Source organism: Winslowiella toletana (genome assembly GCF_032164335.1).
GTDB lineage: Bacteria > Pseudomonadota > Gammaproteobacteria > Enterobacterales > Enterobacteriaceae > Erwinia > Erwinia toletana_A.
Genome location: NZ_CP134152.1, coordinates 572,387 through 598,204, shown reverse-complemented (window position 1 = coordinate 598,204; position 25,818 = coordinate 572,387). Strand labels below are relative to the sequence as shown.

General features: G+C 54.1%; 21 protein-coding genes and 1 tRNA gene. 14 read left to right on the top strand and 8 right to left on the bottom strand.

The window, feature by feature from the left end; genetic code table 11:
- Positions 1 to 30: 30 nt before the first annotated feature.
- Positions 31 to 115: transfer RNA gene (locus tag RIN69_RS02790), tRNA-Leu, on the bottom strand.
- Positions 116 to 393: 278 nt separating this feature from the next.
- Between RIN69_RS02790 and RIN69_RS02785 the strand changes: the two genes are divergently transcribed.
- The 3 genes from RIN69_RS02785 (at position 394) to RIN69_RS02775 (ending at position 3,896) form a co-directional block, all read left to right on the top strand.
- Positions 394 to 903 carry a DUF2501 domain-containing protein gene (locus RIN69_RS02785; RefSeq protein ID WP_313855409.1) on the top strand — a complete coding sequence of 170 codons (510 nt, stop codon included), beginning with the start codon at positions 394 to 396 and terminating at the stop codon, positions 901 to 903.
- A gap of 203 nt (positions 904 to 1,106) precedes the next feature.
- Positions 1,107 to 2,609 carry a helicase HerA-like C-terminal domain-containing protein gene (locus tag RIN69_RS02780; protein WP_313855408.1) on the top strand — a complete coding sequence of 501 codons (1,503 nt, stop codon included), beginning with the start codon at positions 1,107 to 1,109 and terminating at the stop codon, positions 2,607 to 2,609.
- A 9-nt stretch (positions 2,610 to 2,618) separates the two neighbouring features.
- Positions 2,619 to 3,896 carry a DUF445 domain-containing protein gene (locus RIN69_RS02775; protein WP_313855406.1) on the top strand — a complete coding sequence of 426 codons (1,278 nt, stop codon included), beginning with the start codon at positions 2,619 to 2,621 and terminating at the stop codon, positions 3,894 to 3,896.
- A 44-nt stretch (positions 3,897 to 3,940) separates the two neighbouring features.
- Here the strand turns inward: RIN69_RS02775 and lptG are convergent, their stop codons facing one another.
- Together lptG and lptF are read right to left on the bottom strand one after the other, a co-directional pair.
- Entirely contained in the window at positions 3,941 to 5,017 is a 1,077-nt protein-coding gene (gene lptG / locus RIN69_RS02770) for an LPS export ABC transporter permease LptG (protein WP_313855403.1), read from the bottom strand.
- The gene (gene lptF / locus RIN69_RS02765) at positions 5,017 to 6,117 is read right to left on the bottom strand and encodes an LPS export ABC transporter permease LptF (RefSeq protein WP_313855401.1); all 1,101 of its coding nucleotides are present in this window, start codon (positions 6,115 to 6,117) and stop codon (positions 5,017 to 5,019) included. Before lptF ends, lptG begins: the two co-directional genes overlap by 1 nt.
- A gap of 265 nt (positions 6,118 to 6,382) precedes the next feature.
- Between lptF and pepA the strand changes: the two genes are divergently transcribed.
- The 3 genes from pepA to RIN69_RS02750 all read left to right on the top strand — a co-directional run bounded on the left by pepA (position 6,383) and on the right by RIN69_RS02750 (position 11,276).
- On the top strand, positions 6,383 to 7,894 hold the full coding sequence (pepA, locus tag RIN69_RS02760) for a leucyl aminopeptidase (protein WP_052898331.1): 1,512 nt from the start codon (positions 6,383 to 6,385) through the stop codon (positions 7,892 to 7,894).
- 62 nt (positions 7,895 to 7,956) lie between these two features.
- Positions 7,957 to 8,415 (top strand): DNA polymerase III subunit chi, encoded by a 459-nt coding sequence (locus RIN69_RS02755; RefSeq protein ID WP_313855400.1) that lies wholly within the window; start codon positions 7,957 to 7,959, stop codon positions 8,413 to 8,415.
- A 5-nt stretch (positions 8,416 to 8,420) separates the two neighbouring features.
- The gene (locus RIN69_RS02750; RefSeq protein ID WP_313855398.1) at positions 8,421 to 11,276 is read left to right on the top strand and encodes a valine--tRNA ligase; all 2,856 of its coding nucleotides are present in this window, start codon (positions 8,421 to 8,423) and stop codon (positions 11,274 to 11,276) included.
- A 56-nt stretch (positions 11,277 to 11,332) separates the two neighbouring features.
- Here the strand turns inward: RIN69_RS02750 and RIN69_RS02745 are convergent, their stop codons facing one another.
- Positions 11,333 to 12,448 carry a YjgN family protein gene (locus RIN69_RS02745; protein WP_313855397.1) on the bottom strand — a complete coding sequence of 372 codons (1,116 nt, stop codon included), beginning with the start codon at positions 12,446 to 12,448 and terminating at the stop codon, positions 11,333 to 11,335.
- A 237-nt stretch (positions 12,449 to 12,685) separates the two neighbouring features.
- On the opposite strand from RIN69_RS02745, the gene RIN69_RS02740 reads away from it, so the two are divergent.
- On the top strand, positions 12,686 to 13,189 hold the full coding sequence (locus tag RIN69_RS02740) for a GNAT family N-acetyltransferase (RefSeq protein WP_313855396.1): 504 nt from the start codon (positions 12,686 to 12,688) through the stop codon (positions 13,187 to 13,189).
- 45 nt (positions 13,190 to 13,234) lie between these two features.
- Here the strand turns inward: RIN69_RS02740 and miaE are convergent, their stop codons facing one another.
- Together miaE and rraB are read right to left on the bottom strand one after the other, a co-directional pair.
- Complete coding sequence (miaE, locus tag RIN69_RS02735; RefSeq protein ID WP_313855395.1) at positions 13,235 to 14,005, bottom strand: tRNA isopentenyl-2-thiomethyl-A-37 hydroxylase MiaE; 771 nt, start codon at positions 14,003 to 14,005, stop codon at positions 13,235 to 13,237.
- A 61-nt stretch (positions 14,006 to 14,066) separates the two neighbouring features.
- Entirely contained in the window at positions 14,067 to 14,495 is a 429-nt protein-coding gene (gene rraB, locus RIN69_RS02730) for a ribonuclease E inhibitor RraB (protein WP_313855394.1), read from the bottom strand.
- 164 nt (positions 14,496 to 14,659) lie between these two features.
- On the opposite strand from rraB, the gene argF reads away from it, so the two are divergent.
- The 4 genes from argF to ridA all read left to right on the top strand — a co-directional run bounded on the left by argF (position 14,660) and on the right by ridA (position 17,774).
- On the top strand, positions 14,660 to 15,670 hold the full coding sequence (gene argF, locus RIN69_RS02725; protein ID WP_313855393.1) for an ornithine carbamoyltransferase: 1,011 nt from the start codon (positions 14,660 to 14,662) through the stop codon (positions 15,668 to 15,670).
- Positions 15,671 to 15,917: 247 nt separating this feature from the next.
- Positions 15,918 to 16,853: an aspartate carbamoyltransferase gene (gene pyrB, locus RIN69_RS02720; protein WP_313855392.1), complete on the top strand. Its 936-nt coding sequence runs from the start codon at positions 15,918 to 15,920 to the stop codon at positions 16,851 to 16,853.
- 12 nt (positions 16,854 to 16,865) lie between these two features.
- A complete protein-coding gene (gene pyrI, locus RIN69_RS02715; RefSeq protein ID WP_313855391.1) occupies positions 16,866 to 17,330 on the top strand; it encodes an aspartate carbamoyltransferase regulatory subunit in 465 nt (154 codons plus the stop codon).
- A 57-nt stretch (positions 17,331 to 17,387) separates the two neighbouring features.
- Entirely contained in the window at positions 17,388 to 17,774 is a 387-nt protein-coding gene (gene ridA / locus RIN69_RS02710) for a 2-iminobutanoate/2-iminopropanoate deaminase (RefSeq protein ID WP_313855390.1), read from the top strand.
- A gap of 33 nt (positions 17,775 to 17,807) precedes the next feature.
- On the opposite strand, the gene RIN69_RS02705 is transcribed toward ridA, so the two are convergent.
- On the bottom strand, positions 17,808 to 20,189 hold the full coding sequence (locus tag RIN69_RS02705) for a beta-N-acetylhexosaminidase (protein WP_313857567.1): 2,382 nt from the start codon (positions 20,187 to 20,189) through the stop codon (positions 17,808 to 17,810).
- A gap of 358 nt (positions 20,190 to 20,547) precedes the next feature.
- Here RIN69_RS02705 and treC point away from each other — a divergent pair, with 358 nt between their 5' ends.
- The 3 genes from treC to nrdG all read left to right on the top strand — a co-directional run bounded on the left by treC (position 20,548) and on the right by nrdG (position 25,065).
- Complete coding sequence (gene treC / locus RIN69_RS02700; RefSeq protein ID WP_313855388.1) at positions 20,548 to 22,212, top strand: alpha,alpha-phosphotrehalase; 1,665 nt, start codon at positions 20,548 to 20,550, stop codon at positions 22,210 to 22,212.
- Positions 22,213 to 22,465: 253 nt separating this feature from the next.
- Entirely contained in the window at positions 22,466 to 24,604 is a 2,139-nt protein-coding gene (gene nrdD, locus RIN69_RS02695; protein ID WP_313855386.1) for an anaerobic ribonucleoside-triphosphate reductase, read from the top strand.
- Positions 24,601 to 25,065, top strand: coding sequence for an anaerobic ribonucleoside-triphosphate reductase-activating protein (gene nrdG / locus RIN69_RS02690; RefSeq protein WP_313855384.1), 465 nt, complete (start codon positions 24,601 to 24,603; stop codon positions 25,063 to 25,065). Before nrdD ends, nrdG begins: the two co-directional genes overlap by 4 nt.
- On the opposite strand, the gene RIN69_RS02685 is transcribed toward nrdG, so the two are convergent.
- Positions 25,053 to 25,691: an NAD(P)H-binding protein gene (locus RIN69_RS02685; protein ID WP_313855382.1), complete on the bottom strand. Its 639-nt coding sequence runs from the start codon at positions 25,689 to 25,691 to the stop codon at positions 25,053 to 25,055. The two genes, nrdG and RIN69_RS02685, sit on opposite strands and share 13 nt — an antisense overlap.
- Between the last annotated feature and the right edge of the window lie 127 nt (positions 25,692 to 25,818).

The following is a 25,818-nucleotide window of genomic DNA, read 5'->3' as shown; positions in this document are numbered from 1 at the left end:
CATAAGCGACTTTAATTTTTCATACCTTTTTGGTGCCGAAGGCCGGACTCGAACCGGCACATCTTTCGATGGTTGATTTTGAATCAACTGCGTCTACCGATTTCGCCACTTCGGCACGAAGAGGTACGCGGAAAACGTTGGGGATTATACCGTTACCCCAGATCCGCGCAACCTTAATCCTCCGGGTTGCGATCTGAGTGCTGAAAAAAACAGCGCCGCAGCCCCAACAGCCGTATTTTTCAGGCTTTTAAACTTATACAGGCAATCACTTATGCAGCCGCTTTTATCACCGCTCAAATGCTCTCGCCGGAACTTCTGCAGCCGGTTAAAGTCCGAAAGTAACTGATGTCAGACGTAAAACGGTTTTTACGCTTCAAAAAACAGGAGTTTCCAATGAAGAAGTTTACTCAGCGGGTGTTGCTGGCGGCAAGTCTCTCATCTGCACTGGTGGTCGGCAGCGCCGCAGCAGCCAGCTGGCAGGATCAGCTGCACAGCGCGGCAACGCAGCTTGGTCAGCAGAATAGCGGCACCACCACCAGCAGTGCTTCACAGGGCGGTTTGTCGCTTTCCTCACTGGCTGGCCTGCTGAACGGCGGCGATAAGGCAGTGAGCGCCAATAATATGACCAATGCTGCCGGTATTCTTGAATACTGCGTGAAGAATAACGTGGTGGATAACAATGTTGCCTCGGTTAAAGAGCAGGTGTTGGATAAGCTGGGTCTGACTACCCAGACGCAAAAAACTCAGCAAACTGATTATCAGCAGGGTCTGGCAGGTCTGTTAAATACCGGCAATGGCCAGCAGCTGAATCTGAAGAGCCTCGGCGAGACCGAAATGGGCAAGAAGGTGAAAACCAAAGCCTGTGATGTGGTGCTGAAGCAGGGCAAAAACTTTATCGCGTAAGCCACTTTTGGGCGGGAGCCATTCCGCCCTGTCTCTCCCCTTCCCCTTCACGTTGGCAAAGGATGCGCCTGATGTGCGCTAACCTGATATTTAGCCGATACTTATTGGTAAGTCGCGCATGATGAAAATAATGAATTTCACCAGCAATGCCGATGTCGTGAAGTTTTCACTGAATAGTCATGCCCGCTAATGGAGCCGCCACTATGAGCACACCCCTGTTGATTGCCCGCACTCAAGAAACTCAGCTGCATCTGCTGTCGAATATGGCAAACCGCCACGGCCTGATAACCGGCGCGACCGGCACCGGTAAGACCGTGACGTTGCAGAAGCTGGCGGAGTCGTTTTCAAATATCGGCGTGCCGGTGTTTATGGCGGATGTCAAAGGTGATCTGACCGGTATTGCCGCCGAGGGCGTCGCGTCTGAGAAGCTGTTGGCGCGGCTGGCAGCTATCGGCGTTAACGACTGGCAACCCCAGGCGAATCCTGCGGTGCTGTGGGATATTTTTGGCGAAAAAGGCCATCCGGTGCGCGCGACGGTATCGGATCTTGGCCCGCTGCTGCTGGCACGTTTGTTGAATCTGAATGAGGTGCAGTCGGGCGTGCTGCAAATTATTTTCCGCATCGCCGACGATCAGGGATTGCTGCTGCTCGATTTTAAAGATCTGCGCGCCATGACGCAGTATATCGGTGATAACGCCAAATCTTTCCAGACGCAGTACGGCAATATTAATAGCGCCTCGGTCGGTGCGATTCAGCGCGGGCTGCTGTCGCTGGAGCAGCAAGGTGCTGAGTACTTTTTTGGCGAGCCCATGCTGGATATCAAAGACTGGATGCGCACCGATGCCAACGGAAAAGGCGTGATTAATATTCTGTCGGCGGAAAAGCTGTATCAGATGCCGAAACTGTACGCCACTACCCTACTGTGGATGCTGTCGGAACTGTATGAGCAGCTGCCGGAAGCCGGTGATGTCGATAAGCCAAAGCTGGTGTTTTTCTTTGATGAAGCGCATTTGCTGTTTAACGATGCGCCGCAGGTGCTGCTGGATAAGATTGAACAGGTGATCCGTCTGATTCGCTCGAAAGGCGTCGGCGTCTGGTTTGTTTCGCAGAACCCGTCGGATATTCCGGATGTGGTGCTCGGCCAGCTGGGTAACCGCATTCAGCATGCGCTGCGCGCCTTTACGCCACGCGATCAGAAAGCAGTAAAAGCCGCTGCGCAAACCATGCGCGCCAATCCGGCCTTCGATACCGTGACGGCGATTCAGGAGCTGGGGACTGGCGAAGCGCTGATTTCATTTCTTGATGAGAAAGGCAGCCCGTCGGTTGTGGAGCGTGCGATGGTGATTGCGCCGTGCTCACGGATGGGGCCGGTGAGCGCCGATGAGCGTAACGGGCTGATTAATCACTCGCCGCTGTCGGGCAAGTATGACGAAGCCGTCGATCGTGAATCCGCCTATGAGATGCTGCAAAAAGGCGTGCAGGCGGCCAGTGAGCAGCAGCAGGCTCCTCAGGCTAAAGGCCAGTCCGCCGGTGTGGATGGCGGAATTCTCGGTGGGCTGAAAGATATTCTGTTCGGCACTACCGGCCCGCGTGGCGGTAAGCGCGATGGCGTGGTGCAGACTATGGCGAAGAGCGCCACCCGTCAGATTACCAATCAAATTATCCGCGGTGTGTTGGGCAGTATTATGGGAGGCCGCAAGCGCTAAGCGAAGGTTATGGATAAAGAGACTGAATTAAAGAGAGTGAAGCGCATCGCCCTGCTGCTGCTGTGTATCGCGGCCGGGGTGTTTGTCACCACGCTGTTTTTCCCGCCGGGCTTCTGGGTCAGCGGGATTAAAGCGATCGCCGAAGCGGCGATGGTTGGCGCGCTGGCCGACTGGTTTGCGGTGGTGGCGCTGTTTCGCCGGGTGCCGGTGCCGTTTATTTCGCGCCATACGGCGATTATTCCGCGCAATAAAGATCGTATCGGTGACAATCTGGGCCGCTTTGTGCAGGAGAAGTTTCTGGATACCCAGTCGCTGCTGGCGCTGATCCGTCGGCACGATCCGGCGCAGATTATTGCCAACTGGCTGAGTGCGCCAGCGAATGCCGAGCGGCTTGGCCGTCATCTGATGCAGCTGATGCGCGGCTTTCTTGATATGACCGACGATGCGCGCATTCAGCGCTTTATACGCCGTGCGGTGCATAAAGCGATCGATAAGGTCGATCTTACCCAGTCCAGCGCCATGCTGCTGGACAGCCTGACCAAAAATAATCGCCATCAGGAGCTGCTCGATGCGGCGATTGAGCAACTGCTGAAGCTGATTAATAAGCCCGGTACCCGTGATTTTATCGCCCTGCAGCTGGTGCGCTGGCTGAAGCGCGAACATCCGATTAAAGCCAAAATGCTGCCGACCGAGTGGCTGGGTGAACACAGTGCCGATCTGGTGTCGAACGCGGTGAATTCGATTCTTGATGATATCGGTCAGGATCGCGGTCACGAGCTGCGGCAGGGTTTTAACCGCGCGGTAGAGCGGCTGATTGAGAAGCTGAAGCACGATCCGGAGATGAAACAGCGCGCTGAGAGTATCAAGGCTTATCTTAAAGAAGATGAGGCGCTGAATAATTATATTGCTGAACTGTGGGGCGATTTACGCGGCTGGCTGAAACAGGATCTGAACAGTGATGATTCGGCGGTACAGGCAAAAATTACCGCTGCCGCGCAGTGGTTTAGCGAAACGCTGCTGAATGATGCCAGCCTGCGCGCCTCGCTGAATCAGCATATGGAAGACGCCGCCAGCACCGTTGCACCGGATTTCGCCGCGTTTCTTACCCGCCATATTAGCGATACGGTGAAAAGCTGGGATGCACGCGATATGTCGCATCAGATTGAAGTGAATATCGGTAAAGACCTGCAGTTTATCCGCATTAACGGCACGCTGGTTGGCGGGACTATTGGGCTGATTCTCTATCTGCTGTCGCAGATACCGGCAGTGCTGCCGTTAATCGGGTAGCCAACGTACGGGCGGCGAGAATGTCGCCCGTACGTTTAACGGTGTTACCGGCGTTTCAGCAGCATAAACATGCTGATAGCGAAGAACGCCGCGCTGGGTAGTACTGCACCGAGGAAAGGTGGAATGTTATATACCAGACTGAGCGGGCCGAAGATCTGGTCCAGCACATAGAACAGGAAGCCAAAGCTGATACCGGTGACCACGCGCATACCCATCGACACGCTGCGCAGTGGGCCAAAGATAAACGACAGCGCCATCAGCATCATCACCGCCACTGATAACGGCTGGAAGATTTTACTCCACATATTCAGCTCGTAACGTCCGGCTTCCTGACCACTCTGCCTCAGGTATTTGGTGTAGTCATACAGGCCGGTAATCGACAATGCGTCCGGGTCCAGTGCGACCACACCGAGCTTATCCGGGGTCAGGCTGGTTCGCCATTCACCGCTGACGGTCTGGCTGCCCGTTACCTGCAACGGATTGGTCAGGTTCGACTCATCCACCTGCGACAGCTTCCACACTTTATTGTCGTGATCATAGGTTGCAGAGGCGGCATAGCGCACGCTCTGTAAACGCCGCTGATCGTTAAAGCTGTAGATACTGATACCGCCGAGATCGTTATTGTCTTTCAGCCGCTGGATGTAGACAAAGTTGTTACCGTCTTTAGCCCACAAGCCGTTTTTGGTCGACAGCAGTGAACCGCCCAGCTGCTGCTGCGCACGATAGTTACGCGCCATCTGCTCGCCTTGCGGCGCAACAAATTCACCAATCACCATCGTCAGGATAACCAGCGGAATCGCCGTTTTCATCACCGACAGCGCAATCTGCAACCGGGTAAAGCCCGATGCCTGCATCACCACCAGTTCGCTACGCTGCGCCAGCGTACCAAGACCAAGCAGTGCGCCCAACAGCGCCGCCATCGGGAAGAAGATCCCAATATCTTTTGGCACGCTAAGGATGGTGAACAGACCCGCACCGAGCGCGGTGTAATCGCCCTGGCCCGTTCTGCGCAGCTGATCGACAAACTTTATAATGCCGGAGAGCGACACCAGCATGAACAGCGTCATCATGATGGTGTTAAAGATGGTTTTACCGATATATCTGTCGAGTACGCCAAACATTACACGCTACCTCCCTTGTTAAAGCGTGCACGAATCCGACGCATCGGTACCGTGTCCCACAAGTTAAGTGCAATGGCTAATGCCAGATACAGCAGGTTGACCATCCACATCCAAATCGCCGGGTCGAGACGCCCTTTCGCGCCGTTTGACCGTAACGAGCTTTGCAGCAGGAAGAAGATCAGATACAGCAGCATTGCCGGCAGCATCGACAGTACCCGGCCCTGACGTGGATTCACCACGCTGAGCGGCACCACCATCAGCGCCATCGCCAGCACCGCAAACACCATCGTCAGACGCCAGTGCAGCTCGCTGCGGAACTCCGGGTTGTCAGATTTCAGCAGATTAGAAAAGCTGGACTGCGCCGAGTCGTTAGGATCAATCACTGCCGCTTTGTAACCGACTACCGCCTGATAATTCTCGAAATCAGTAATGCGGAAATCACGCAGTAACGCGGTGCCTTCGAAGCGGGTGCCGCGGTCCAGCGTCACCACCTGAGAACCGTCACGACGCTGCTCCATATGGCCGCTGTCAGCCAGCACCACCGAGGGACGCGCGTTGCCGCTTGGGCGCAGCTGTGCCAGGAACACATTGCCAAAGGCATTGCCTTTCACGTTCTCAATAAACAGCACCGAGTTACCATCGCTGGACTGCTGGAACTGTCCGGCGGCCAGCGCTGCCGCGCCAGGGTTAGCCTTGGCGTTTTGCGTCACTTCATTTTGATAACGCGCCGACCAGGGCCCGAGCCAGACGACGTTGATCGTTGCCACCACGGAGGTAAACAGCATCAAAATCATCGCGGCTTTGACCAGCACGGCTTTACTTAAGCCGCAGGCGTGCATCACCGTAATTTCGCTTTCGGTGTATAACCGGCCCAGCGTCATTAAGATGGCAAGAAACAGGCTCAACGGCAGGATAAGTTGTGCCATTTCCGGCACGCCGAGGCCTAACAATGTCAGAACTAAATTTGTCGGAATTTCGCCATCTACCGCGGCACCCAGAATCTTGACTAACTTCTGACAAAAGAAGATCAGCAGCAGGATAAAGAGGATTGCCAGCTGGCTTTTGAGCGTTTCCCGAACCAGATATCTAATGATGATCACGCTTAGTACGCCTGTGAAAACTTGTCTTTTTGCAGGAAAATCGATAGTTTCATCGCTTGTTCGCCATTTTTTCTCATCAATGGCAGTCGTCATAGCTAATATTGTATGACACAAGCGTTTAGATGACACAAAAAACCACGATTGTCATCGAAACTCAATCTGACGTCCGTTTACTAAACGTCGATACGCAACGGTTTTATGCGTTACGAAAGCGCTACATTCTAGCCGTAGCAGACGCCGTTGTCTTTAAGATTCAGGAGAGTGCATGGAGTTCAGTGTAAAAAGCGGTAGCCCGGAAAAACAGCGCAGTGCCTGTATTGTCGTTGGCGTCTTTGAACCGCGTCGGCTGTCACCGATTGCTGAACAGCTGGATAAAATCAGCGATGGCTACATTAGCGCCCTGCTGCGCCGTGGCGAACTGGAAGGAAAAGTAGGCCAGACTCTGCTTCTGCATCATGTGCCGAACATCCTGTCTGAGCGTATTCTATTGATTGGCTGCGGTAAAGAGCGCGAACTTGATGAGCGCCAGTATAAGCAGGTGATCCAGAAAACCATCAATACCCTGAATGATACCGGCTCGATGGAAGCAGTGTGTTTCCTCACCGAGCTGCACGTTAAAGGCCGTAATACCTACTGGAAAGTACGCCAGGCGGTAGAGACCTCGAAAGAGTCGCTGTACAGCTTCGATCAGCTGAAAAGTAACAAAGTCGAACCGCGTCGTCCGCTGCGTAAAATGGTGTTTAATGTGCCAACGCGCCGTGAACTGACCAGCGGTGAGCGTGCCATTCAGCATGGTCTGGCGGTCGCCGCCGGCGTGAAAGCGGCGAAAGATCTCAGTAATATGCCGCCAAATATTTGTAACGCCGCGTATCTGGCGTCACAGGCGCGTCAGTTGGCCGACAACTACAGCAAAAATATTACCACTCGCGTTATCGGCGAACAGCAGATGAAAGAGCTGGGCATGAATGCCTATCTGGCCGTCGGCCAGGGCTCACAAAATGAGTCGCTGATGTCGGTAATTGAGTACAAAGGCAATCCGGATCCGGACAGCAAGCCGATTGTGCTGGTCGGTAAAGGCCTGACCTTCGACTCCGGCGGTATCTCGATCAAACCCGCTGACTCGATGGACGAGATGAAGTACGACATGTGTGGTGCCGCGTCGGTCTATGGCGTGATGCGCATGGTGGCCGAACTGAATCTGCCGCTGAACGTGGTCGGCGTGCTGGCCGGGTGTGAAAATATGCCGGGTGGCCGCGCCTTCCGTCCGGGCGACGTGCTGACGACGATGTCCGGCCAGACGGTGGAAGTACTGAACACCGATGCCGAAGGTCGTCTGGTGCTTTGTGATACCCTGACCTACGTCGAACGTTTCGATCCGGACGTGGTTATCGATATTGCCACCCTGACCGGTGCCTGCGTGATTGCGCTGGGCCACCATATCAGCGGGCTGATGTCGAACCATAATCCGCTGGCGCATGAGTTGATTGGCGCGTCAGAGCAGGCCGGTGACCGCGCGTGGCGTCTGCCAATGGCCGATGAGTATCAGGATCAGCTGGAGTCGAACTTCGCCGATATGGCCAACATTGGTGGCCGTCCGGGTGGTGCGATTACCGCAGCCAGCTTCCTTGCGCGCTATGCGCGTAAATACAACTGGGCACATCTTGATATCGCCGGTACCGCATGGCGTTCAGGTAAAGCTAAAGGGGCTACCGGTCGTCCGGTCGCGCTGCTGTCGCAGTTCCTGTTAAATCGTGCGGGCTTAAACGGCGACGATTAATCGCGTATCATCTCCCGTCGGGGCGGCGTTTTCGCCGCCCGTTTCAATAACAGGCATCACAAATGAAAAACGCAACCTTCTATCTGCTGGAAACCGATACCCCGGTTGACGGACTCAGCGCACTTGAAGCGCTGGTGTGTGAACTGGCGGAGGCGCGCTGGCGCGCGGGGAAGCGTGTGCTGATTGCCTGCGAATCTGAACAGCAGGCGATTAAACTGGATGAAGCCTTATGGCAGCGTCCGGCCAGCGCCTTTGTTCCACACAACCTGGCTGGTGAAGGCCCGAAATATGGCGCACCGGTTGAGCTGGCCTGGCCACAGCGTCGTGGCAATGCGCCACGCGATCTGTTGATCAGCCTGCTGCCGCAGTTTGCAGATTTTGCCACTGCTTTCCATGAAGTGATAGACTTCGTACCTTACGAAGAATCTCTCAAACAGCTGGCGCGCGACCGCTATAAAGCTTATCGCAGCGTCGGATTCCACTTGAATACGGCAACGCCGCCTTTGCCCAGAACGACATAGCAGAAATGGAAAAGACATATAACCCGCAAGATATCGAACAGCCGCTTTACGAGCACTGGGAAAAGCAGGGCTACTTTAAACCGAATGGCGATACCAGCCAGGAAAGCTTCTGCATCATGATCCCGCCGCCGAACGTCACCGGTAGCTTGCATATGGGTCACGCTTTCCAGCAAACCATCATGGATACCATGATCCGTTACCAGCGTATGCAGGGTAAAAATACCCTGTGGCAGGCCGGTACCGATCACGCCGGTATTGCGACCCAGATGGTGGTTGAGCGCAAGATCGCCGCTGAAGAAGGTAAAACGCGTCAGGATTACGGTCGCGATGCGTTTATCGACAAAATTTGGCAGTGGAAAGCTGAATCCGGTGGCACCATTACCCGTCAGATGCGTCGTCTGGGTAACTCCGTGGACTGGGAGCGCGAGCGCTTCACCATGGATGAAGGCCTGTCCAATGCGGTGAAAGAAGTGTTTGTTCGCCTGCATAAAGAGAATCTGATTTATCGCGGCAAACGCCTGGTCAACTGGGACCCGAAACTGCGCACCGCCATTTCCGATCTGGAAGTGGAAAACCGCGAGTCCAAAGGGTCGATGTGGCACGTGCGTTATCCGCTGGCTGACGGCGTGAAAACCGCTGATGGCAAAGATTACCTGGTGGTTGCGACCACCCGTCCGGAAACCGTGCTGGGTGATACCGGCGTGGCGGTTAACCCGGAAGATCCGCGCTATAAAGATCTGATTGGCAAATTTGTGGTACTGCCGCTGGTGAATCGCCGTATTCCGGTAGTTGGTGATGAACACGCCGATATGGAAAAAGGCACCGGCTGCGTGAAAATCACCCCGGCGCACGATTTCAACGACTATGAAGTCGGTCGTCGTCACAAGCTGCCCATGATCAATATTCTGACCTTTGACGGTGATATCCGTGAGAGCGCTCAGGTTTACGATACTAATGGCGAAGAGTCTGACGTCTATGACGGCGCAATCCCGGCTGAGTTCCAGAAACTGGAGCGTTTTGCCGCGCGTAAAGCGATTGTTGCCGCAGTCGACGCACTCGGCCTGCTGGAAGAGATCAAACCGCACGATCTGACGGTGCCTTACGGCGACCGTGGCGGCGTAGTGATTGAACCGATGCTGACCGATCAATGGTACGTGCGCACCGCGCCGCTGGCGAAAGTAGCGGTAGAAGCGGTTGAGCAAGGTGATATCCAGTTCGTGCCGAAGCAGTACGAAAACATGTACTTCTCGTGGATGCGTGATATCCAGGACTGGTGTATTTCACGTCAGCTGTGGTGGGGTCACCGTATCCCGGCCTGGTACGACGAAGCCGGTAACGTCTATGTTGGCCGCAGCGAAGAAGAAGTGCGCGCGGAAAACAATCTCGGTGCAGAAATCGCCCTGAAACAGGATGAAGACGTACTGGATACCTGGTTCTCTTCCGGCCTGTGGACTTTCTCAACTCTCGGCTGGCCAGAAAACACCGAAGCGCTGCGTACCTTCCACCCGACCAGCGTTATGGTCAGTGGCTTCGACATCATTTTCTTCTGGATTGCGCGCATGATCATGCTGACCATGCACTTTATGAAAGATGAAAACGGCAAGCCGCAGGTACCGTTTAAAACCGTGTATATGACCGGCCTGATCCGCGACGACGAAGGGCAGAAGATGTCCAAGTCGAAAGGTAACGTCATCGATCCGCTGGATATGGTTGACGGTATTTCGCTGGAAGCGCTGCTGGAAAAACGTACCGGCAATATGATGCAGCCGCAGATGGCCGAGAAGATCCGTAAGCGTACTGAAAAACAGTTCCCGAACGGCATCGAACCACACGGCACCGACGCACTGCGCTTTACGCTGGCTGCACTGGCTTCGACCGGTCGCGATATCAACTGGGATATGAAACGCCTGGAAGGTTATCGCAACTTCTGTAACAAGCTGTGGAACGCCAGCCGCTTTGTGCTGATGAACACCGAAGACCAGGATTGCGGTCAGAACGGTGGCGAAATGGTGCTGTCACTGGCCGATCGCTGGATTCTGGCAGAATTCAACCAGACGGTGAAAGCGTATCGTGAAGCGCTGGATAGCTATCGCTTTGATATTGCTGCCAACATTCTGTACGAATTCACCTGGAACCAGTTCTGTGACTGGTATCTGGAGCTGACCAAGCCAGTTATGAACGGCGGTTCTGAAGCGGAACTGCGCGGTACGCGCCATACGCTGATTGAAGTGCTCGAGTCGCTGCTGCGCCTGGCGCATCCGATTATTCCGTTTATCACCGAGACCATTTGGCAGCGGGTGAAAGTGCTGAAAAACATCAGCGACGACACCATTATGCTGCAACCGATGCCGGCGTTTGACGTTGAGAAAGTGGATGCAGCCGCGCTGGCCGACACCGAGTGGCTGAAGCTGGCAATTGTCGCAGTACGTAATATCCGTGCTGAGATGAATATCGCACCGGGCAAGCCGTTGCCGGTTCTGCTGCGTGGTGCCAATGCTGAAGCCCAGCGTCGCGTTACCGACAACCGCAGCTTCCTGCAGACGCTGGCGCGCCTGGAGAGCATCACCCTGCTGCCTGCCGATGACAAAGGCCCGGTATCGGTCACCAAACTGATCGACGGTGCTGAGCTGCTGATTCCAATGGCTGGCCTGGTGGATAAAGCTGCTGAGCTGGATCGTCTGGCGAAAGAAGTGACCAAGCTGGAAGTGGAGATTGACCGTATCGCCGGTAAACTCTCCAACGAAGGTTTTGTCTCGCGCGCGCCGGAAGCGGTAGTGGCGAAAGAGCGTGAGCGCATGGAAGAGTGCGAGCAGGCTAAAGTGAAACTGATTGAACAGCAGGCGGTTATCGCCGCGCTGTAATCTGTACCAGCGTGGCCGGGTTCGCCCGGCCACGCTGCTGAGTTCCCCTTCCCGGTTTAACTCCCGACATTCAGCAACGCCAGATCGCCCTCCAGTAAGGTGGTTTGCGCCAGATAGCGCGCCAGGCGAATTTCAGCCAGTGGCGTACCAACACCGAAGGTAATAATAATAATCAGACTGTTAGTCAGCATCAGGCCAATAAACGCCAGCGGGCGTGCGGTTGATTTCAGTTGGATATTCTCGCCCAGCCGGGTTTTATTAAAAATATCATTGCGCTGCGCCACCGACAGCCAGGCGGTGGAAATTCGGCTGCCGACCAGCAATACCATCAATATCATAGTCAGATGGGTAATATTTCCCACCATCAGCGCAAGGATCATCTGCCAGTCTCCGGCAAACAGCATGGCGTAAAATAAGGTTAAAAATAGCGAATCAATCATTAATCCGGCAGCAATAATAAATGGAAAGATAATTAAAAAACTAATGAGTACCATTTTGATAAAAACACGCTTAACCAGAACGGCCTTAAAGCGCCTGTTAGCGAAAGCCATATTATTGATATACAGACTGTAGTACAGAGTGGTAACCATCCCCTTCACCACCGCCAGCCCAATAATAAACATCACCAGCGCTAAGCCAGCCAATACCAGTGAACGGGTAAGGCTTTCGCAATCAATCGCCGCCAGCCCGACGATGCTCACCACCAGATACCACGCGATAAACAGTAAAAGCGGGCAGAGATACAGGCTCCAGTAAGCACGCGCTGGGCGGCAATGATAGTTAAATTGCTGGCCTCGAAAGCGGCTCATCAGCGCTTTGTAGCGCCAGCGATTAATAATCAGCCACGGCATCAGCGCCAGAAATGCCAGTATAAAGATGACGACAAAATCCGGCATCGCCGCTGACAGAATAAACAGTGTACTCAGCGCGGCAATGACAATAATACGCCCTTGCAGAATATCCAGCGGGCGGCCATGGTAAGTAAAGCGGTTGCCATCAATTTCGGTATTTTGATAAAAATAACGCCGACGACGGACGGTTGCCCAGGCGGAATAGATTCCCAGCGTCAGAATCGTCAACGCCAGATTACTCAGCCACAGCGCGAGGTATTCCGTACAGTTACCATGAAAAAGCACCGCATGTTTTTGCGGAACAGCAAGATCGATTGCCATAAATTTTCTTCCTGAAAATTAATTATCCATTAAATACGCCAAATGCAGCGTTCAGCATGATTATTGATCCGCTTATTTAAACCGGGTGTGTCATCGACGACAATAGACATTCTTATCAGAAATCTCGCGCTGACGGGTACTGACCAGCGCACAGATAAGCGCAACAGCATTGCATCCACCCGCCAGCGGTGTTATTAAAACACTCCTCTTTTGCAAAATTATTATCGAGTGAGCAGTATGACAACCGCAACTCAGGCTGACGTTCGGGTACGCCCCATTATGCCAACAGATAACCCGCTGATTGCTCAGGTCATCCGCGAGGTATCCGCCGAATTTGGTCTGACGGCTGATAAAGGCTATACGGTATCCGATCCAAATCTGGATCGCTTATTTGAACTCTACAGTGAAGCCAACAGCGCATACTGGGTTGTCGAGCTTGATGGCAAAGTGGTCGGCGGCGGCGGTGTCGCACCGCTGCTGTGCAGTGAACCCGATATCTGCGAACTACAGAAGATGTATTTTTTACCCGGCGTGCGCGGGTTAGGTCTGGCGCGTACGCTGGCACTACAGGCGATGGAATTTGCCCGTGAACGCGGCTTTCAACGCTGCTATCTGGAAACTACCGCGTCGCTGACGCGCGCAATCAAACTGTATGAACAGTTAGGTTTTCGCCATATCGACGGTCCGATGGGATGTACCGGGCATGTGGATTGTGAAGTGACGATGCTGCGGGATTTGTAACGCAGAAATCCCGCCGCATTGACGCGGGCGTCGAAAACGACGCCCTTACAGTGGCGTCCCCTGCGGAACGCCACTGTGAAAACGCAGCTCGCTGTCGGGCTGCTGAATCAGTTTCGCTTCGGTTTCACCAATCTTTCTGACCCGCGCGCTGATATCTGTCGGCGAGATTCGGGCCGCCAGCGCCAGATAATCCTGATAATGGCGCGCCTCTGAACGCAGCAGCGACAGATAGAATTTCTCCAGCTCCTCATCCAGGTAAGGCGCCAGGCTGGCAAAACGCTCGCAGGAACGCGCTTCGATATACGCCCCGCAGATCAGTTTATCCACCAGCGTATCCGGCTCATGAGTGGTGACCTCACGCAGTAGCCCTTTGGCATAACGGCTGGCGGTGATTTTAATATACGGAATATTGCGCGACTGCATAATTTCCAGTACCTGATAAAAATGGTGTAGCTCTTCTTTAATCAGCAGCACCATCTTTTCCACCAGCTCATCGGCATACGGCAGATCGCCACGGGTTATCACGCTTTTCGACAGGCTTTTATGCGCATCTAAAAAGTGCAGATCGTAGTTTTCGCTATGGACGAAGTTTTCGTAAGGTTTGAGCCACGCCAGCAGCGCATCACCGCTCTCTTTGTCGGCGACATACTTACGGATTAGCCAGATGGCGGTTTGTGCCGCTTTCAGCTCACACACCAGGTGGTCGGTCAGCAGGATTGGCAGATTTTCGGCTTTGCGCGCCTCATCAATCCAGGCTTGCGGCGTCGTGCAGTGTAAGAAGCGGTGGATTGGAGCAAGCAGTTCAGAATAGTTCATTACGCCAGATTAAGTTCAGGGGCGGCGTTTTCGCCGCCCAGGTTAATGGTCTGCACCCAAATTAGTGGCGAACGCCAGTATCGTCTTCGTCGACTTCACCCTCTTCACCCTCTTCGCCTTCGTCATCCTGAGCATCAGGATCTTCAAAGTAGGTGCCCCAGCCGTCGTAATCCACGTTGTACTTCGCCGCAAGGATAACCAGTTGCTCAACCTGGGCATCAATCAGCTCAGCGTTCAGCGCACCTTCACTGATAATGTCGCAGCACATCACTTTAGTGCCGTCATCCAGATCCAGCTCTTCCGGTTCACTCACCTCGTAACCCAGCTTGAACGCATCCACCGCCACTTTTTCCAGTGAGTCGAAATTGTTACAGGAAAGATGATGTTCAATGGCATAGAGCGCATCGGGATCGCTGCCATCTTCCAGCAGTTCTTCGATAATCAGACGCGTTTCTTCGCGCTGCTCTTCCAGCAATTCTTCGTAAGCCATGATCCTGTTCCTCAAAATATTCGACAGTAAGTTTGATTATTTTCCCACAGCGCCGTTCGCGCCACTACACAAAACGAAAAGTTTCTTTTGGTCAGGCTTGAAAATGCATATTCATACGGTTAAATTGAATTTAAATTCAATTAAAGTGACACACGGAGTGCTGTATGAGTCAGTTATATCAACGCCATTTCCTCAGGCTGCTCGATTTTACCCCCGCTGAAATCAACGCCCTGCTGGCGCTGGCCTCAGCGTTAAAAAGTGATAAAAAAAACGGTGAAGAAGTTCAGCATCTGAAAGGAAAAAATATCGCGCTCATCTTCGAAAAAGACTCGACTCGTACCCGATGCTCTTTCGAAGTTGCCGCATTCGATCAGGGCGCTAACGTCACTTATCTTGGCCCAAGCGGCAGCCAGATTGGTCATAAAGAGTCGATCAAAGATACCGCCCGCGTGCTGGGCCGCATGTATCACGCTATTCAGTATCGCGGTCACGGTCAGGAAATCGTGCAGACGCTGGCGGAATACGCCGGAGTGCCGGTGTGGAATGGCCTGACCAACGAGTTCCATCCCACCCAGCTGCTGGCCGATCTGCTGACCATGCAGGAACATCTGCCGCAGAAATCCCTGCGAGAGATGACCTTTGTCTATGTTGGCGACGCCCGCAATAATATGGGTAATACCATGCTGGAAGCGGCGGCGCTGGTCGGGCTGGATCTGCGCCTGGTGGCGCCGAAAGGCTGCTGGCCGGAGGAGGCGCTGGTCGCTGAGTGTCGCCAGGCGGCAGAAAAAACCGGCGGTAAAATTACCCTGACGGAAGATATTGCCGAAGGCGTTAACGGAGCTGACTTTATTTACACCGATGTCTGGGTTTCGATGGGCGAGCCAAAAGAGGTGTGGCAGGAGCGTATCGCATTACTGCGCAATTACCAGGTTAATATGGCGATGTTGCAGCAAACCGGCAACCCACAGGTGAAGTTCCTTCACTGTCTGCCGGCATTTCATGACGATCAGACCGCGCTTGGTAAGCAGATGGCAGAGCAATACGGCCTGCATGGCGGCATGGAAGTCACCGATGAAGTATTTGAATCCGCCCACAGTATTGTGTTCGACCAGGCTGAAAACCGCCTGCACACCATCAAAGCCGTGATGGTGGCAACGCTGGCAAAACTGCCGTAGCAATCGCCAGGCAAACGGTTACTTCAACGACGATTTTCGCTTGATGCGAAATTTTGATTCAGTATAATGCCCGACACTTTGCCGGGAGGAAGTATGCATCTGAGCACCTTTGAGATTACCGCTCAACCACGTCTGCTTGCAGGCGGTGCACCTTTTTCCTTCCGTTGCATACCCGATCTTAAAAAAAGCCCCTCATTGAAGGGGCTTTTTTTTGTCCGTTTTTCGGCACGCCCAGAGGAGAGTGAAGATGGCCAATCCGCTGTATCACAAACATATTATTTCGATTAACGATCTGAATCGTGCTGAGCTGGAGCTGGTGCTGAACACTGCCGCCAGCCTGAAAGCCCGGCCACAGCCAGAACTGCTGAAGCACAATGTGATTGCCAGCTGCTTTTTTGAAGCCTCTACGCGTACGCGCCTCTCTTTTGAAACGGCGATGCATCGTTTAGGCGCGGCAGTGGTGGGCTTTGCCGACGGCAGCAACACCTCGCTGGGTAAGAAAGGCGAAACCCTCGCCGACACCATTTCGGTGATTGGCACCTATGTCGATGCCATTGTGATGCGTCATCCGCAGGAAGGCGCGGCGCGGCTGGCGACCGAGTTCTCCGGCGGCGTGCCGATTCTGAATGCCGGTGACGGTGCCAATCAGCATCCTACCCAGACCTTACTCGACCTGTTTACCATTCAGGAAACCCAGAGCCGCCTCAGCAACCTGAATGTGGCGATGGTCGGTGACCTGAAATATGGCCGCACCGTGCACTCGCTGGCGCAGGCGCTGGCGAAATTCGACGGGAACCGTTTCTTCTTTATCGCCCCGGACGCGCTGGCCATGCCTGCCTACATCACCGATATGCTGGATGAGCAGGGCATTGCCTGGAGCCGCCACGACACCATTGAAGAGGTGATTCCGCAGGTCGATATTCTGTATATGACGCGGGTGCAGAAAGAGCGTCTTGATCCGTCGGAATACGCCAATGTGAAGGCACAGTTTGTACTGCGCGCGGCCGATCTGATCGGTGCGCGCGACAATATGAAGGTGCTGCACCCGCTGCCGCGCATTGATGAAATCACCACCGATGTTGATGCCACACCTCATGCCTGGTATTTCCAGCAGGCGGGCAACGGCATTTATGCACGTCAGGCGCTGCTGGCGCTGGTCCTGAATCGCGAACTGACTCTGTAAGGGGAAACAATTATGACGCAGGATACTAAACTGCAGGTTGAAGCAATTAAACGCGGCACGGTCATCGACCATATCCCGGCGCAGATCGGATTTAAATTGTTAACGCTGTTTCGCCTGACGGAAACCGATCAACGTATTACTATCGGCCTGAACCTGCCTTCCGGCGAGCTGGGACGCAAAGATCTGATCAAGATCGAAAATACCTTTCTGACCGACGATCAGATCAATCAGCTGGCGGTTTATGCGCCGCACGCCACGGTGAACCGAATTGATGAGTATGAAGTGGTCGGCAAGATCGCCCCGACGCTGCCGGATCGCATTGAGCGGGTGCTGACCTGCCCGAACAGCAACTGTATCAGCCGCAGCGAGCCGGTTACCTCCAGTTTTGCGGTGAAAAAACGCCACGATGATGTTCACCTGAAGTGCAAATATTGCGAAAAAGAGTTTGCCCATCACGTGGTGCTGGCGAACTGGTAATCACTTTGGTGCCGCCTATAATGGGCGGACAATCAGCAAAAAATGACAGGAGAAACGATGTCTCGTGAAATCAGTACTGAAAACGCACCCGCTGCGATTGGCCCGTATGTCCAGGGTGTCGATCTGGGCAGCATGATCATCACTTCAGGCCAGATTCCGGTCGATCCGAAAACCGGCGCAGTGGCGGATGAGGTCTCCGCGCAGGCACGCCAGTCGCTGGAAAACGTAAAAGCGATCGTTGAGGCGGCTGGCTTGCAGGTCGGCGATATCGTCAAAACCACGGTATTTGTCAAAGATCTGAATGATTTCGCTACCGTGAATGCGACTTACGAAGCATTTTTCAGCGAGCATAACGCCAGCTTCCCGGCGCGCTCCTGTGTTGAAGTGGCGCGTTTACCAAAAGATGTGAAGATTGAGATCGAAGCGATCGCCGTGCGTCGTTAAAGATGACGGGAGCCGAAAACGGCTCCCCTACGCTTAATTGGCGCGTAATAATTTCTCAATCGGATAGACCAGCGCAATAACCACTTCATCCTGCGTTTTTGCCGCCTCATCCAGCGTAGCCTGCATCTGTGCCACCTGATGGGCACCAAATGCCCGATGGCTCTCAAACGCATTTACCAGCGCAATCCCCATCTCACTGATTTGTGCCACCTGGCTGGCGAGCGGCTGCATCGCCTTCAGCTGATAGTTACTTTCGATCAGCGGCATCACCTGCGGGATATTGCTCTGCCATCGTAACAGCTGCTGACGAATCGCCTGCGCCGCCTGGCTGTTGCCGCGATCGGCAATTAACGCATCGACCTGTTGATCCAACTGACGCACTTTATCGCTCTCCGCCGGTAGCGCATCGGCCAGACGATTAAGCGGCTCAAACTGGTGATAATTACCGGCCTGGAACTTCAGATGCTGACGGGTGTAATACTGTGCCGGTTCCAGCGCTTCACTGAAAATCTGTAGCGGCACGATATCGCTGCTGTTCGCCAGACGCATCATCTGGCTTTGCGTCTGGGCATGCTGCTGCAATCCAACCGATACCGCAGACCAGCGATCGACCGCCGCCAGCCGTCGGTACATATTGGCTTCGTCAGTGACGTCTTTCGCCGACCATAACCGTTCAGCCACCGCAAATGCCCGTGGCCACAGTTTGATATCCAGTATGCTGGCATTGATATTTTCTGCCCACAGCGCCGCCTCCCCCCCCATCAGGTTTTCCTGCTGCTGTTGCTCATCCGGCACCACCGGCTGAATCCCTGTCGGAATCTGCGCCAGCTTGCTGCCAGTGGTCGGATAACGCACATTCCCGACCCGCAGATAACCGCTGAGCTGCTCTCCGCTTAAGCTGACCACCGGCTGCACCTCGCCCATCCAGCTGTCGACGCTAAAACTGAGCTGATTCGGTGACAACCAGTGGATATCGCGCACCATACGCCGCGACTTGCCGCTAAAGTCGATAAAACCGCGCCAGCCATCAGCGCCATCGATCAGCGTAAAACTGCCGGTGACCGCACTGCCTTTCAGCCGTGGCATGCTGAATTGCCAGCTTTGTGCATGTTCATCGGCGTGTAGGCGATCGGCCCCCTCCAGCCCGTGCGGAGAGACTTCATTGCGATAGTGATAAGCAGCTGGCTGTGGCTGATCAAGATAGAAACCGGTGGATAAAATACCGCGAAAATTGTCCTTCGCCACCGCACCGAGCGCATCCTGCCCCTGCCACGACTGAATCAAAATAGATCGCGGCAGATCGGGATGATAAATTTCATCCCAGCCCACCATCTGACGCTGATGTTTTTCGAGGATCTTCTCGACCCGCGCATTAAACCAGGCCTGTAAAGCATGCTCATCTTTCAGATTGTGCTGCTGCATAAACTGCTGAATCTGAGCGGACGCCTGCCACTGGCTGGCATCCACTTCATCACCGCCAATATGCAAATAAGGATCAGGAAAAATTTCGGCCATCTCCCCCACCAGCGTATCGATAAAGCGATAAACCTCGTCGCGGGTTGGGTCCAGCAGCGGTTTAAACACTCCCCAACCGCGTTCCATGCTGTAAGGGCCAGGCGCAGCGATCAGCTCCGGCATCGCCACGGCTATCGCTGACGCATGCCCCGGCAGGTCCAGCTCCGGCACCACGCGAATACCGCGATCGGTGGCGTAGCGCACGATACTCTTCATCTGGTCCTGAGTGTAAAACAATCCATCGCTGGCTTGCTGCTGTAGCTGTGGATAGTGGCTCGAGGCAAAGCGCCAGCCCTGATCGTCAGTCAGATGCCAGTGAAATACGTTCATTCGCGCAGCGGCGATGCCGTCAATCTGGCGTTTAATGGTCTCCAGCGGCATAAAGTGACGCGCCGAGTCGATCAGTACGCCGCGCCAGGGAAAGCGCGGTTTATCACTGATGCTGACCAGTGGAATAGCGCTGTTCTGGCTGTCGTTCTGAATCAGCTGTAATAGCGTCTCCATGCCTCTCATGGCGCCGAAGCGGCTGTGAGCATTGAGAGTCACACCCTGCTCCGTCACATCCAGCCGGTAGCTTTCGTCACTGTGCGGCAGCGGTTGTGGATCGACCGCTTGCTCAATAATTATCCTGATGGTCGGATTCGCGACCTGCGCCGGTTGCGGTTCCAGCTCCCAGCCAGTTTGGCGCGCAATGCGCTGTCGCCAACGCTGTTCGGCACCGGCCAGATAATCACCGCTGATTTGCAGCGTCAGCTGACGATCCAGCACCAGCTTGCCGCCGCTGGCGGGTTGCTCAACCTGCTGTGGCCACGGCATTAACGGCAAATCGCCAGCCGGAGCAGCAAAAGTATGAAAGGTAAACAGTAACGAAGCGGCAAGCAGGGTATGGCGGAAATGCATCATTAACTCCCTTTTTAAGACGACGGAGCAAAAATCAGGCAGACCTCCATAAAACATAATTCGTGATTAACAGCAAGTTGGCGATGGCGAAACTTTGGCCTGCTCGTAAATTTTTGCAACATCCTTATTAACGGATTTACTTAACTTTTTTTCCGCGGCCGAGTGACGCTATCTTGTTGTGTCACGGTTATTTCTCGCGCCTTGATGTTCCCGGCTGACTTAATTTCAGACTGATTCCTGGTCAGCTTTGGTATCGAACCGCCAGTAACTGGCTAATCTTATAGGATGCAAAAAAGACCGAAGATACTGAACCGCTAATTGGGTGGAACATTTCGCCCCTTAAATTCAGGACTGAGCAATGAATAAAATTCCACCGTGGTGGCAGAACGGCGTCATCTATCAAATCTATCCCAAGAGCTTTCAGGATACGACCGGTAGCGGAACAGGCGATCTGGCGGGTGTGATTCAGCGACTCGACTACCTGAAATTGCTCGGGGTGGATGCCCTCTGGCTGACGCCGTTTTATATCTCTCCGCAGGTCGATAACGGTTATGACGTGGCTAACTACACCGCTATCGATCCCTCGTTTGGCACCCTGACCGATTTCGATAACCTGGTTGAACAGGCGCACAAGCGCGGTTTGCGCGTTATTCTCGATATGGTGTTTAACCACTCTTCAACCCAGCATCACTGGTTTCACGACGCGCTCGATCGCGAAAGCCCTTACCGCTCTTACTATATCTGGCGCGATCAGAGTGAAGCCGGTGGCCCACCCAATAACTGGCGTTCCAAGTTCGGTGGCAATGCCTGGCGCTGGCACGCCGAGAGCGGCCAGTACTATATGCATCTGTGGGCACCCGAGCAGGCGGACCTGAACTGGGAGAATGATAATCTGCGCGCTGAGCTTAAGCAGATTGTTAACTTCTGGGCCGATCGCGGCATTGATGGCCTGCGCCTCGACGTGGTGAATCTGGTTTCCAAGCATCAGGATTTCCCGGACGATCCGGCCGGTGACGGCCTGCGGCTGTATACCGACGGGCCGCGTATTCATGAATATATGCAGGAGATGAGCCGCGATGTGTTTCGCCCACGCGAACTGATGACGGTGGGAGAGATGTCCTCCGCCACGCTGGAGCATTGTCAGCGCTACGGTTCGCTGGAAGGCGAAGAGCTGTCAATGGTGTTTAGTTTTGACCATGTTGAAGTCGATTTTTATCAGGGTCAGAAATGGACGCTGACGCCGCTCGATCTGGTGGCGCTGAAAAATATCTTCACCCACTGGCAGCAGGGCATGCATAACGTAGCGTGGAACGCGCTGTTCTGGTGTAACCACGATCAGCCACGAGTGGTTTCACGCTGGGGCGATGAGGGAGAATACCGCGTGCAGTCGGCCAAGCTGCTGGCAATGGCGCTGCACGGTATGCAGGGCACGCCGTATATCTTTCAGGGGGAAGAGCTGGGTATGACCAATCCGCACTTCACCCGCATCATCGATTATCGCGATATTGAAAGCCACAATATGTATGCCGAGCTGCGTGCGCAGGGGCGCGACAATGACAATCTGCTGGAAATTCTTGCCAGTAAGTCACGCGACAACGGCCGTACGCCGATGCAGTGGGATGCCAGCGAAAATGCCGGTTTTAGCGCAGGTACGCCGTGGATTGGTATGAGCGATAACTACCAGACGGTTAATGCCGAAGCGGCAATTGCTGATGAGAACTCGGTATTTTATACCTATAAGCAACTGATTCAGCTGCGTAAAAGCCATGGCATTCTTACCTGGGGTGATTATCAGGATCTGCTCCCCGACCATCCGTATTTATGGTGCTATCGTCGGCAATATAACGATGAAACGCTGGTGGTGGTGGCGAACCTCAGCGGTGAAGCGCAGTCGTGGCATCCCGATGTATTCGCTGGCCGCTGGCAGGTATTGATGAGCAACTATGATGATGCTCGCCCGGCACCGGGTGAAATGATGTTGCGCCCCTATGAAGCGGTGTGGTGGTATCAGAAAGCACGCTGACAGTGATACCGGCGGCGTTTCCTGCCTTCATACCCCGCATAGCATCTTAACGGGAGTGGTAAACGGCTCCCGTTCGTTTTTCTGGTCAATTTTTCTCTCATCGAAAGCCGTTTGCCGATCTTTTCTGCCGCAATCATCAATCTTTGCTTTGCATCAACAAAGATGCGGATAATTACGATCAAAACACCACATATAGCGCTTACACTGCCTTTCAAAGTCTACATATAGATATTTCACTAACAGGAGAGCGGCGGTGGCAATAGTTGTGATCAAAAGAGATGGCTGCCAGGTAGCCTTTAACGAGCAGCGCATCTGCGCGGCGATTGCCAGTGCAGCGCGCGCGGTACAGATTGAGGATTACGACTATTTTGCCACCGTGGCGAGCCAGGTCAGCCGGAAAATTGTTGGCAAAGATCGCGTCGATATCCACGAGATCCAGCACGCAGTGGAAGATCTGCTGATGGCCGGACGCTATCCACAGCTGGCACGCTGTTATATTGAGTATCGCCACGATCGCGATCGGGCGCGTGAGCAGCGCGGCAAGCTGAATAAAGCGATTCGCGGGCTGGTCGAGCAGACCGATCCGACGCTGCTGAATGAAAATGCCAACAAAGACAGCAAAGTGATCCCCACGCAGCGCGATTTGCTGGCGGGCATTGTGGCGAAACACTATGCGCAACAAACGATGTTGCCGCGAGATGTGGTCTCGGCGCATGAGCGCGGTGAAATTCACTATCACGATCTCGATTACTCCCCCTTCTTCCCGATGTTTAACTGCATGCTGATTGATTTAAAAGGGATGCTGAACAACGGCTTTAAGATGGGCAATGCCGAAATTGAACCGCCTAAATCGATCTCGACGGCGACCGCGGTTACCGCACAAATTATTGCTCAGGTCGCCAGCCATATTTACGGCGGCACCACCATTAACCGCATCGATGAAGTGCTGGCACCGTTTGTACAAGCCAGTTTTGCCAGGCATCAGGCGGTGGCAGAACAGTGGCAAATTCCGGACAGCACCGGCTACGCCCATGCGCGTACCGAGAAAGAGTGCTACGACGCCTTTCAGTCGCTGGAGTACGAGGTCAATACCCTGCATACCGCCAACGGGCAGACGCCGTTTGTCACCTTTGGCTTTGGCCTTGGCACCTGCTGGGCGGCGCGTCTGATCCAGCAATCGATTCTGCGCAATCGCCTTGCCGGACTGGGTAAAAACCATAAAACCGCCGTCTTCCCCAAACTGGTGTTTGCCATCCGTTCCGGCGTTAATCACCAGCCGGGCGATGTAAATTACGATATTAAACAGCTGGCGCTGGAGTGCGCCAGCAAGCGGATGTATCCCGATATTCTCAATTATGATCAAGTGGTTAAGGTTACCGGCTCGTTTAAAACGCCTATGGGCTGCCGCAGCTTTTTGGGCGTTTATCAGCAGGATGGCGAACTGCTGCATGAAGGGCGCAACAATATTGGCGTGATCAGCCTGAATCTGCCGCGTATCGCGCTGGAAGCCGCCGGCGATGAAGCACGCTTCTGGACGCTGCTCGATCAGCGCTTGCTGCTGGCGAAGCGTGCCTTAATGACGCGTATCGCCCGGCTGGAAGGGGTGAAAGCGCGGGTAGCGCCGATTCTGTATATGGAAGGCGCGTGCGGTGTACGCCTGCAGCCCGACGATGACATTGCGCCGATCTTTAAAAACGGTCGCGCTTCGATTTCGCTGGGCTATATCGGCATTCATGAAACCATTAATGCACTCAGCGGCGGAAAAACGCATCTTTATGACGACGCCGCGCTACAGGAAAAGGCGCTGGCTATCGTCGCACGTATGCGTGATGCCACAGAGCAGTGGAAAGAGGAAACCGGCTATGGTTTCAGCCTCTACAGTACGCCAAGCGAAAACCTGTGTGACCGTTTCTGCCGTCTTGATGCGGCGCAGTTTGGCGTTATCAGCGGCGTTACCGATAAAGGCTACTACACCAACAGCTTCCATCTCGACGTCGAGAAGAAGGTCAATCCCTACGATAAAATCGACTTTGAAGCGGCCTACCCTCCGTTGGCCAACGGCGGCTTTATCTGTTACGGCGAATATCCCAATATTCAGCACAACCTGAAAGCGCTGGAAGATGTCTGGGACTACAGCTATCACCGCGTGCCTTATTACGGCACCAATACGCCGATCGATGAGTGCTATGACTGCGGTTTCAACGGGGAATTCGACTGCACCAGCAAAGGCTTCACCTGCCCGAAATGCGGCAATCATGATGCCAGCCGGGTTTCCGTTACCCGCCGGGTATGCGGCTATCTTGGCAGCCCTGATGCCCGCCCGTTTAACGCCGGCAAACAGGAAGAGGTGAAAAGGCGCGTCAAACATCTGGGCAACGGACAGCTGGGATGAATATTCATCAGTACTATCCGGTCGATATCGTCAATGGCCCCGGCACGCGCTGCACGCTGTTTGTCGCCGGCTGCGAACACCAGTGTCCAGGCTGCTATAACAAAAGCACCTGGCGGCTGAATTCCGGGGTGCCGTTGACCATCGAGATGGAAGAGAGGCTGATTAACGATCTTAACGACCGCCGTATTCCGCGTCAGGGGCTGTCGCTGTCCGGCGGCGATCCGCTGCACCCGGCCAATGTGGCCGATGTGCTGCGGCTGGTGAAACGGGTGCGCCGCCAGTGCCACGGCAAGGATATCTGGCTATGGACCGGTTATAGCCTGTCGCAGCTGACGGTCGCGCAGCAACAAGTGGTGGCGGAGATCGATGTGTTGATCGACGGTAAATTTGTTCAGGCGCTACATGATCCCATGCTGCCGTGGCGCGGCAGCAGTAATCAGGTGATTCACTATTTACGCTGATTCGGCTGTAGATCGGCCGATTCGATCACGGTAATCTCCGCATTTGCGGCAGTAAATGCCTGCCGCACCATCACTTCAGCGACGTCACGCGCCTCAACCGCCCGCCAGTTTCCAGGCAACAGTTTAAACAGTGGCGCAAACAGCGATTCACCGCCGCGCTGCTGATGGCGTTCGCCTAGCAACAGCGAAGGCCGGACCAGCGTCAGCCGTGGCCAGCCCTGATGCCGGAGCGCATTTTCCATCTCACCTTTTACCCGGTTATAGAAAAATGGCGAGCGGGCATTGGCACCGTGTGCACTGACCACCAGCAGATGTTTAGCGCCCAGCCGCTGTCCGGTCAGCGCGCTGTCCACCACCAGCGTATAGTCGACATGAATAAATGCTTCTTTGCTGCCCGCCTGTTTACGCGTCGTGCCAAGACAGCAAAATACGAGATCTATCGGCGTTTCCAGCGGACGCAGTACGTCGGTTAAATCCTCTTCCACCAGATTGGTCACTTTGTCCTGTGCTGGCAAAGGCCGCCGCGTCGGAACAATAATCTCACTGACGCGTGGGTCTGCCACCAGCAAACGCAGTACATGGCCCCCCACCAGTCCGGTGGCTCCGGTCAACAATACTCGGCTCATGATGTTCTCCCTTTACTCTCAGTATAGTCTCGGTCAGAAACGATTTGTTACTGGCACAGTGTTAAGCTAACTCACTGTAAATCTTTATTTTTATAGATTAACTCATTATATGACATTGCTAACTCAG